A 9,536-nucleotide genomic window follows, 5' to 3' on the forward strand; every position below is an offset into this window, starting at 1 on the left:
TCGTCGGGGCTGAAGGACAGGCCAACACGCAGTCGAGAGCGGGTCGACTCGGTCAGCGCGGTGTCTTCGGCGCGCCCGAGTCCGCGGCGCGGCCCGGCGCGAAGCCGGCCGGTTCGACCGGGTCTCGTACCGGTGCGGGCACGCCGGAGGCTGTCACGGGTAGGCCGACCGGGCGAAACTCCGGTGCGGTAGCCGAGCGGAACGGGATGACGCGGGGTGGCGCCGGTCTCGTACGCGGTGCCGGCCGGAAGGGGAAGCCCGAGGACGTGGACGAAGAGACGCATCCGTCCGACAAGCCCCGGCGTGATGTGCCGCCGGTGACGAACTGACCGCGATAAAGGACACGGAAGACGATGAAGTCAGGGATGAGCCGACGAGCCGGGCGGACTTCGCTCCACGGGACGCACAACGGTAGACGTGTGCGTGCCGTGGGCGCGGTCGTCGGTGCCCTGGCGGCTGCGACCGTCGGGCTTGCTCCGAGTGCCGTGGCGGACGATGTACAGGCTAAGCAGTGGTACTTGGGTCCGATGCAGGCCGAGCAGATGTGGAAGGCCAGTACGGGCAAGGGGGTCAAGGTCGCTCTCATCGACACGGGCGTTAACGCAAACACCCCGTCACTCAAGGGTCAAGTCCTGACCGGCGAGACCCCAGCGTCGGTGGCGTACCGTTCGACGGTCGATTACGAGGGTCATGGGACGACCATGGCGGAGTTGATCGCTGGTACGGGAGCTGGTGGCAGTCTTAAGGGACTGGCGCCGGGTGCGAAGATTGTCCCGTATCGCGTGGAGCTCAAGGGTCTGAAGGGCGGCGCGGCGGAGAAGAAGAAGACTCCCGAACCCGCAGAGGCGATCAGGGCGGCAGCTGACACAGATGCGAAAATCATTAATATGTCGTTCGGCAATGCGGCGCCTTTCCCTGAGGTTGAAGAGGCCATCAAGTACGCGGCCTCGAAGGGCAAGCTACTGATAGCGGCCGTCGGCAACAAGGGGCGCTCCTCCGGGGACAACATCGGCTATCCAGCAGGCTTCCCGTATGTAGTTGGCGTCGCATCAGCCGACAAGAGCCTGACGGTGTCGAAGTTCTCCTCATCCGGCAATTCGGTGGACCTTTCCGCTCCGGGCCAGGGCTTCCCAGGGTGGTGCGATACCAATTTCCGCTCGTACTGCGACGACGTGAACGGTACAAGTTCGGCAGCAGCGATCGCATCGGGCGCGGCGGCCCTGATTTGGTCCGCGCACCCCGACTGGACGGTCAACCAGGTCACCCGTGCCCTGATCGACACGGCTGGCCGCACCTGGGCCAAGAACAACCCGAGCAAATACGCCGGTTACGGGTTCATCCGTCCCCGCCTCGTGCTGGAGAACGCAGACTACGAGGCAGGGTCGGCTCATGTGGACCCGCTTCGGGCAGAGAACGGCGGGGACCTGCTCGCTAAGTCCACAGCATCCTCCGCCTCCTCCTCGTCCGCCCCTTCGCCTTCCGCATCAATCCCGTCACAAGCCCCCGAAAAGGGTTCTACCGGCGGGACGTCGGCGGCAGGATCGAGTGCGGAGTCGTCGAACGACAACAGCACCCTCTGGGTCGTGCTCGGCGCCGTGGCCGCGGTCCTCGTGGTCGGTGGTGGGGGAGTGGCCGTCGCTCGGGCGCGGCGTGCCAGGTGACGTCGTCAGCCGTCTGTAGCCCTGTGCTCTTCGGATAGGGATGCAGTACGCGTCCACCGCCGTGGCGCTTCGCGTGGCAGTGGGCCGAGACAGTTGGACCAAGAGACAGACAGAGAAAGGGCTGAGATGGCCGACAACAAGCAGAAGCTCGAAGATGCCGCAGTAATCCACCTGCAGAAGCAGATGCTGGAGAAGTACGAGGGCATCCGCAAGCGCGTGCACGGGCTGCAGGGCGTGATCGACGGCCTGGAGGGCCAGTGGCACGGTATTGGTCGTGCCGCATTCGACTCGAAGCAGTTCGAGATCAACCAGTCGCTGCAGGCCATCGGCGGCATCCTCGGTGACGTCATCGAGGCCATGACCGCGACGCGCAACATCAAGGACAGCAAGGAAGACGAGGTCCGCGCGGCCGTCAACAAGATCGACGTGCGGGACGGCGCCCCGACGGTGTCTCCCCTGAGCTCCTACTGATCCGAGCGGCATTCAGGACTTCTGCCGGACACCCGGCGCACCCACGGATACACATCAGCGAGACGAGGAAACAGGTATGGCCAACAACGCTGACGGCCTGTCAGTCACTTACGACGGGCTCGACATCGCGGCTACCAAGATCGGCAACGAGGCGAGTGAGCTCGAGCGGGACCTCGGCGAGCTGCGCCGGCTGGTCGTGAGCAGCCTGCAGTACTGGGAGGGTGCCGCCCAGGACACCTTCAACGAGAAGCTGAACCACTGGGACAAGGAGGCGAACGACATCCACCAGGCGCTGACGGGTATCGGCCACGTCGTCGCCCAGTCCGGCGGTACGTACATGGAAGGCGACAAGAAGGCCGCCAGCTACTTCCGGTAGGCCGAGGCTCGCGGAAGCGACGAAGCAACTCCAGGGTGGGCGCGCGCGGGAGGCGCCCACCTTGTCGTTGTGCCAGAGTCTTGCACTCTATGGGGAGAGGCTGTCCTCCCACGCACGGCGACCCCTGCCCGACTTCGAGGCCTCAGCCCTCGACTGGCTGCCCACCCGGCCGGCCACGGCGACACGTGCACCTGGACGGCACGGCATTCGAGATCCGGCGGCTCGCTCGGTGGACGCACTGGCCGGCCGTGCGCGAGCGGTCCCTCGCATGCGGACGAGAGGCGTGCGGTACGTCCGTCCTGCTCAAGCGTGGGATGCGGTGCACTGCCGGGACGTGGACACCGCAGCGGTGAACGCGGTGATGGCCTTCTCCATCGCGGTCCCGTCGACTGTGCCCTGTTCCTTCCGGATCACCGTGAAGAGCTCGTGGCCTTCTTTCTGCAGTTTACTGCACGAGGCGTGTGCCACTGCCTTCGAGTCGGAGACGATGTAGCTCGCCCCCTTCTTCTTGACGCTGTCGGACGTCAGACCGTACGTGCTGTAGGCGACGTTGGTGAGACTGGTGCCCGACTCCCATTGGTCGATGATGCTGGTGACGGCGCTCCGTCCGTCGACCATCACCCGGCAACGGGTGAAGCCGGAGGGCCCGCTCTTCACGGAGGAGATCTTTTTCCCTGGTGGAAGGAGCGGTTCAAGAGCCGTGGTCGGCACGGGAGTTCCGCACAGTGACGACGGGACGGCGTACTCCCGTTTCTCCTCCTTGTTTCCCGGAGAGCAGCTCGTCACGGTCAGAGTGGCGGCCACGAGACCGACGACGCGTACCAAGAGGGAGTGGGGTCGGATAGGCGGCATCTCGGTTCCTGTTTAGGAGATCTCGGTCTCAAGGTCATCGGCCATGTGCCGGCCGTTCGTGGACGCGTCGTTGAAGCCATTCTGAGTCGCGTCCATGGCCCATCCGCCGACCTTGCCGGCGTCGGGGAGGTGGTGCGCCTTGGCCGCCTCGACGGCCGCCCGCTGGGCCAGGGCGATATTCCGCTCTCGGCTGTCCTCCCACAGTTTGGCGGAGTCCAGCCCGCTGTCCTCGAGTTTGCTGCCCTCGACGTCCTGGAACAGCTCTCCGAGTACCACGCTGCTCACGGTTCCGGCGACGCCGCCGGCTGCGGCACCGGCAGCCGGCGACGCGACGAAGCTCGTGCCCACTCCGATGCCGGTGCCGACGACGCCGTTCGCGACGTTCTGCCACTGCGACACCGCGTGGTTGTAGGCGTCGTCCTCTTCCTTCGCGGGGCCGAGGACGGCTTCCTGGCGTCCGATGGCCAGGGAGCCGCCGATCTCCGCGGACCGCCGGGAGATCTCCTTGACGGTGTCTTCCACGCTCGCGTCGTACCGCTGACTCACGGGCAGGTCCGGGTTCAGGTGGTGATCCATGAGGTTCGCCATGTAAGCCTTCTGGGCGACCTCCACTGCGGAGTATCCCTCGGGATTCTGTCCGACTGCGATCAGGAAGCGGGACACGTCGGCGTGATTCATCTCGGCGGATGCACCCGTGACGGGGAAGAGCTTCTCGATCTGCTGCCACTGCTCGGAGTGCGCATCAGGCTTCACATCGGTCGTGGCCCGGTTGATGTCCGGAAGATACTCCGACGCCATTTGTCCGATGCTGTCGGACATGTAGCCGTGATCGGTCAGACGGCCGGGGTCGTCACTGATGGACTTGACCACGCTTGCCATGAGCTTGGCCTGCTGGCCGTTGTGCGCCGGGGTGTCCGCGGTCGGCAGCTCACCCGCCGGGTGCCCGGTGGTGGCCGCCTCCATGGCCATGGCCAGGTTGTTCTGGCCGGGGTGGATGTCGTCGCCCTTGAGATCGGCCTCCTTGGGCCACTCCCGGTCCTCGAAGAGATAGGTGAAGTTGGAGACGGCCTCCTTGCGGTCTCCCTCCTTGGGCAGGAAATCTTTGCTGAGGAAGTCGGTGGCCGCGTCCGGACTGCTGGTGAGTGCTCGCAGATAGCCGCTCAGCGGGTCAGAGCCGCTGTCGTCGCCCATGCGGTTGAGCCGTGGGCCGATGGCGATCCCTGTCCGCCGCCAGGCCATGTTCGGGTGCTCGCCGTCGCCCGTGAGTTTGCGCTCGGTGGCCATGAGAGCGGTGCCGTAGCTCCTGAGGAATCCGTCGTCGTAGTCCCCTGCACGCATGAGGTTGCTCATGACCTGGAAACCCATGGGCCCTGTCTGCCCGCCGACGGGGTGATCACCCAGGCTGACCATCTTGCTCTTCCACCCGGTCATAGCGGCCGAGTCGCTCTGCGAGGCACTGGCGAGCGTCAGACTGAGGCTGCGCTGCAGGTCGTCGTATTGGCCGACCCGCTCCTGTCCCAGCTGCGCGGCCTTGTGCGGGTCATTGAGCCCAGCCCAGAACTCGAGCGTCTTCTCCGGCCCGAGTCCGGTGGCGAAGCGCTCTGCGAACAGGGGGTCGTCGGCGTACTTCTTCAGTCCCTCATTGAGCTTGTCGAAGTCGGCGGGCGTAAGTTCCTCGGGATCCTTCTTGGCAAGGGCGGCCAACTCATCCGCTTCCTTGAGGGCAGCATCGGCCGAGTCGCGATTTTTGTAGACCGCATCCGAGGAGCCGTAGTCGGTCTGGTCCACGAGAGCCGTAAGCACGGTCTTCGCCGAGATGTCGCTCTCGGTTGCCTTGCTGAGGATCTTTTCGACCTCGTCCCGGAGGACCGTGACGTCGTGCTCGTCGTGTTCCGGTGGCGTGTACCCGGACGCGGCGCGGTCGGGGTGCACGTTCATCGTCACGGTGAACGTGCCTTTGCCGGTGTCCGTCACCGTCAGATTCTTCTTCAGCCCTCGCTCGATCGCGGCCGCGAGTTGCTTCTGATAGGCCTTCAGTTCCCCGGCCGTGTCGCTCAGGATGGCGTGGATGGACTGCGCCTGGGTGTGGGCGTCCTGGAACTCCCCGGCCGTCTTCCCGACGAACTCCTTGCTGACCCGGCTGTTCTCACCGGCCCAGTCGGCCTTGTTCGCGGCCTGGTGCAGCCCGCTTTCAGCGTCCTCCGCCACATCCTTCAGATTCCGGACGATGCGTCCCCAGTCCTCGACGGCGTCATCGAGCAGCTTGAAGTTGGCGAAGCGAAGAGCGTCAAGGTCCATGAGTCGGCGTCCCCGTCATGCGTCGAGATCATTTCTTCTTCGGTGACTGTGGCGAGCCGTAGACCGGGTTGTGTTCCCCCGGGCGCCCGACTCGCTCGTCGAAGCCGGCGTCCAGGGTGTCGATGCTGCTCATCTGCCGCTGGATGTAGGCGTCGTCGCCTGCGTGGATCTTCTTGGTGACCTGCATGTGGTTGGAGATCTGGGCGCACGCGTCCAACAGCGAGTTGAGCTGTGTCTCCCACTTGTTCGACACGTGCTGCAGGCCGGCGCCAAGAGCGAAGCCCTGCTTGGTCAGGTCGCTCGCCGCCGAGTCCACACTGGTGCCGGCCAGTCGGGCCTTGTCCCAGAGCTGGTTGTAGAGGGTGTGGGCCTGGCTGCCGATCCTCGTCAGGTCGTGCTGCGTGACCTTGAGGTCACCGGTCTGGCCGGGGACCGTGGCCGAGCCGCCGGCGAGGTCCGACGGCAGCTGGTTGAGCCGCATGTGCGTCGACGCATCCTGCTGGCGCGTCAGCGCATCCGTCTTGAGCCGGTCCCATTCATCCCATGCCATGGCTGTGATCCGTCTCCCCGTGCCCCTCCGTCCGGTGACTGCTGTCCGGCACGGATTGTCTAGGTCCGCTCAAACTAGCAACACCGCGGACGCGGGGAGTGACTCTTCCGGCCGTGGACGCGCACGCCGCCCGAGCCACCGCCCGCGTCCGCGGTGCCGATGCTCGTCAGTCGGTTCCGTCGGACACCAACCCCACCTGAACCATCGGCCTCCCCCGCTTCCGGGACACGAAGACGCCCCGGCCCGCCGGCATCGGTCGCGGGCGGACTCCGCCGAGCAGGTCGCCCTCGGTCGGGTCGCCGGCGAGGACGACGCCCTGGGCGCCGAGTTCCTTGATGCGCTGCATGAAGGACTCGAAACCGGCGCGGCCGGCGCCCGCCGTGGAGCGGGCGATGATGAAGCGGACGCCGACGTCCCGGGCGAACGGCAGCAGTTCCGTCAGACCGGCCAGCGGGTTGCCGGTGGACGTGGACACGAGGTCGTAGTCGTCGATGACGACGTACACCGTGGGCCCCCGCCACCAGCTGCGGTTGCGCAGCTGCTCCGGGGTCACGTCGGCGGTCGGGGTGCGGCGCTGCATCAGGTCGGCCAGGGCGTCCATGTGGTGCTGCATCTGGTTCGACATGGGGATGTACTCGGCCAGGTGCGAGTCCGGGGTCACGCCGAGCAGCGAGCGGCGGTTGTCGACGACGAAGAGCTTGCAGGTGCTGCCGTCGTACCGCTCGGTCAGCCGCTTGATGATCAGCTTCAGCAGGTTGGACTTGCCGGACTCGCTCTCGCCGAACACCAGGAAGAACGGGTCCTGTTCGAAGTCGACGTACACCGGCTCCAGGTTGTCCTCGTCGAGGGCGAAGGAGATGCCGCGGTTCGGGTGGCGGTCGCCCGGCGGGAGCTGGGCGGCCGGGAACGCGCGGGGTAGCAGGCGCACTTCGGGGGCGCCGGGTTCCTGCCAGTGGCGGGTGACCTCGGCCGCGAGGGCGGTCGTCGCCTCGGAGAGGTCCGTGTCGGAGGAGAGCCCGTCGATGCGCGGGACCGCCCCCATGAAGTGCTGCTTCTGCGGGGTCTGTCCGCGCCCCGGCACCCCGCTGGGCACGTTCGCCGCGACCTTGCGGTCGATCTCGGAGTCCATGGGATCACCCAGCCGCAGCTCGAGGCGGTTCATCAGGTGGTCCTTGAGGTTCGCGCGGACCTCCATCGAGCGCGAGGCGGTGAGGATCAGGTGGATGCCGTAGCCCAGGCCGCGCGCGGCGATGTCCAGGACCATCGGCTCAAGGGCCTCGTAGTCCGTGCGGAAGTTGCCCCAGCCGTCGATGACCAGGAACACGTCGCCCCACGGCTGGTCGGTCACGGAGATGTCCCCGCGTGCGCGGCGCGTGCGGAACTCCGCGATCGAGGAGATGCCCGCCGAGCGGAAGTACTCCTCGCGGCGGGTCATGACGCCGTACACCTCGGCCGCCGTACGCCGGACCTTCTCCGGGTCCAGCCGGGAGGCGATCCCGCCGACGTGCGGCAGCCCGGCCACCGCGGCCATGCCGCCGCCGCCGAAGTCCAGGCCGTAGAACTGCACTTCCCGCGGGTTGTGGGTCAGCGCGAACGACGCGATGATCGAGCGCACCAGCGTCGACTTGCCGGACTGCGGACCGCCGATGATCTGCATGTGGCCGGCCGCGCCGCCGAAGTCCAGCCAGAGCGGGTCGCGCCGCTGCTCGTACGGCTTGTCGATGAGGCCGGCCGGGACGACGAGCCGGCCCGCGCCCTCGTAGCCGGGCTGGGTCATGCCGCGGCCGGGTACCGGGGCGAGCCCCGGCAGCAGGGCGTCGAGCGAGGGCGGGCTGTCCAGCGGGGGCAGCCACACCTGGTGGGCGGCCGGGCCCTGGGCCTCCAGGCGCCGCACGATGACGTCGAGCACGGTGTCGGCGAGCGCGTCGTCCTGCCGTTCGCCGGGCTCCTCCTGGCGCTGGCGCGGGATCGCCGCGTACTGCACGGGGACCTCGGCCGCGGTGAACAGGACCGGCCTGCGGTCGACGGGCAGCGGGCCGCCGAGCGCCGCGACCTGCTGGGAGCTGGTGCGGTACACCCCGGAGACGTACGCCGCCTTGAAGCGGACCATCTCGTCCGTGCCGTACTTGAGGAAGCCGGAGCCGGGGACGTTCGGCAGTTCGTAGGCGTCCGGGACGCCGAGCGCGGCGCGGGACTCGGCCGCCGAGAAGGTCCGCAGGCCGATGCGGTACGAGAGGTAGGTCTCCAGGCCCCTGAGCCTGCCCTCCTCCAGGCGCTGCGAGGCGAGCAGCAGGTGGACACCCAGCGACCGGCCGATACGGCCGATCTGCACGAACATCTCGATGAAGTCCGGCTTCGCCGTCAGCAGTTCGCTGAACTCGTCGATCACCAGGACGAGGGACGGGATCGGCTGTAGCGGGGCGCCCGCGGCGCGCGCCTTCTCGTAGTCGTGGATGTTGGCGTAGTTGCCCGCGTCGCGGAGCATCTCCTGGCGGCGGTTCAGTTCACCGCGGATGGAGTCACCCATGCGGTCGACGAGGGTCAGGTCGTCGGCGAGGTTGGTGATGACGGCCGCCACGTGCGGCATCTGCGCCATGCCGGCGAACGTCGCACCACCCTTGAAGTCCGCGAGGACGAAGTTCAGCGTCTCGGAGGAGTGGGTCACGGCCAGTCCGAGGACGAGGGTGCGCAGCAGCTCCGACTTGCCGGAACCGGTCGCCCCCACGCACAGGCCGTGCGGGCCCATGCCCTCCTGGGCGGCTTCCTTCAGGTCGAGCATCACGGGCCGGCCGTCTTCGCCGACACCGATGGGCACCCGCAGCCGTTCCGACTGCGAGCGGGGCCGCCAGGTGCGCTTGGGGTCGACCGAGGCGGCGTCGCCCAGGTTCAGCAGGTCGGTGAACTCCAGGTTGGCGAGCAGCGGTTCGTCGTCGTCGCCACCCGACACCATGCGCAGCGGCGCGAGTTGGCGGGCGAGCGCCTCCGCCGCCTCGTACGACAGGACGTCCGGCGTCCCCTCGTAGACCATGCCGTGGGCCGACTCCAGGCGCAGCGACCCGGGCTGCACGACGACCGAGAGGTCGCCGCGGCCGGTGGTGAGGTCACCCGGTACGACCTCCAGGACCGTCACGCCCTGCAGGCCCTCGGGGTTGGCGAGCAGGGAGTCGGGCGGCAGGGAGACCCCGTCCAGGACGACCACCAGGTGGGGCTGCTCGGGCACCGGCGCTCCCCCGGGGTGGAACCGCGGGCGGCCCTCCAGCCGGGCAGCGAGCCGGTCCTCCAGCTCCACGGGGTCGGTGCCGATCAGACGGACGCTGCCGGCACCGTC

Annotated in this window: 7 protein-coding genes; 3 read left to right on the forward strand and 4 right to left on the reverse strand. The window is 67.6% G+C overall.

Going from position 1 to position 9,536, the window contains the following annotated elements; all coding sequences use genetic code 11:
* Positions 1 to 419: 419 nt before the first annotated feature.
* From IE312_RS12945 to IE312_RS12955, 3 genes are all read left to right on the forward strand, one after another.
* Positions 420 to 1,661 carry a S8 family serine peptidase gene (locus IE312_RS12945; RefSeq protein WP_370467551.1) on the forward strand — a complete coding sequence of 414 codons (1,242 nt, stop codon included), beginning with the start codon at positions 420 to 422 and terminating at the stop codon, positions 1,659 to 1,661.
* A gap of 126 nt (positions 1,662 to 1,787) precedes the next feature.
* Positions 1,788 to 2,132 (forward strand): WXG100 family type VII secretion target, encoded by a 345-nt coding sequence (locus IE312_RS12950; protein ID WP_189981296.1) that lies wholly within the window; start codon positions 1,788 to 1,790, stop codon positions 2,130 to 2,132.
* Positions 2,133 to 2,208: 76 nt separating this feature from the next.
* The gene (locus IE312_RS12955; protein WP_189981297.1) at positions 2,209 to 2,508 is read left to right on the forward strand and encodes a WXG100 family type VII secretion target; all 300 of its coding nucleotides are present in this window, start codon (positions 2,209 to 2,211) and stop codon (positions 2,506 to 2,508) included.
* Positions 2,509 to 2,811: 303 nt separating this feature from the next.
* Here the strand turns inward: IE312_RS12955 and IE312_RS12960 are convergent, their stop codons facing one another.
* The 4 genes from IE312_RS12960 to eccCb all read right to left on the reverse strand — a co-directional run.
* The gene (locus tag IE312_RS12960) at positions 2,812 to 3,165 is read right to left on the reverse strand and encodes a hypothetical protein (protein WP_189981299.1); all 354 of its coding nucleotides are present in this window, start codon (positions 3,163 to 3,165) and stop codon (positions 2,812 to 2,814) included.
* A 207-nt stretch (positions 3,166 to 3,372) separates the two neighbouring features.
* Positions 3,373 to 5,658, reverse strand: coding sequence for a DUF6571 family protein (locus tag IE312_RS12965; RefSeq protein ID WP_189981301.1), 2,286 nt, complete (start codon positions 5,656 to 5,658; stop codon positions 3,373 to 3,375).
* Between the two features lie 28 nt (positions 5,659 to 5,686).
* The gene (locus tag IE312_RS12970) at positions 5,687 to 6,208 is read right to left on the reverse strand and encodes a hypothetical protein (RefSeq protein ID WP_189981304.1); all 522 of its coding nucleotides are present in this window, start codon (positions 6,206 to 6,208) and stop codon (positions 5,687 to 5,689) included.
* Positions 6,209 to 6,374: 166 nt separating this feature from the next.
* Positions 6,375 to 9,536: type VII secretion protein EccCb (gene eccCb / locus IE312_RS12975; protein ID WP_229899627.1), on the reverse strand; the 3,162-nt coding region annotated here is incomplete at its 5' end.

Source organism: Streptomyces capoamus (assembly GCF_014654935.1).
Classification (GTDB): Bacteria; Actinomycetota; Actinomycetes; order Streptomycetales; family Streptomycetaceae; genus Streptomyces; species Streptomyces capoamus.

Coding starts and splice junctions, on each gene's coding strand:
- IE312_RS12965 (WP_189981301.1), bottom strand. CDS start 5,658: ATGGACCTTGACGCTCTTCGCTTCGCCAACTTCAAGCTGCTCGATGAC.
- IE312_RS12955 (WP_189981297.1), top strand. CDS start 2,209: ATGGCCAACAACGCTGACGGCCTGTCAGTCACTTACGACGGGCTCGAC.
- IE312_RS12970 (WP_189981304.1), bottom strand. CDS start 6,208: ATGGCATGGGATGAATGGGACCGGCTCAAGACGGATGCGCTGACGCGC.
- IE312_RS12950 (WP_189981296.1), top strand. CDS start 1,788: ATGGCCGACAACAAGCAGAAGCTCGAAGATGCCGCAGTAATCCACCTG.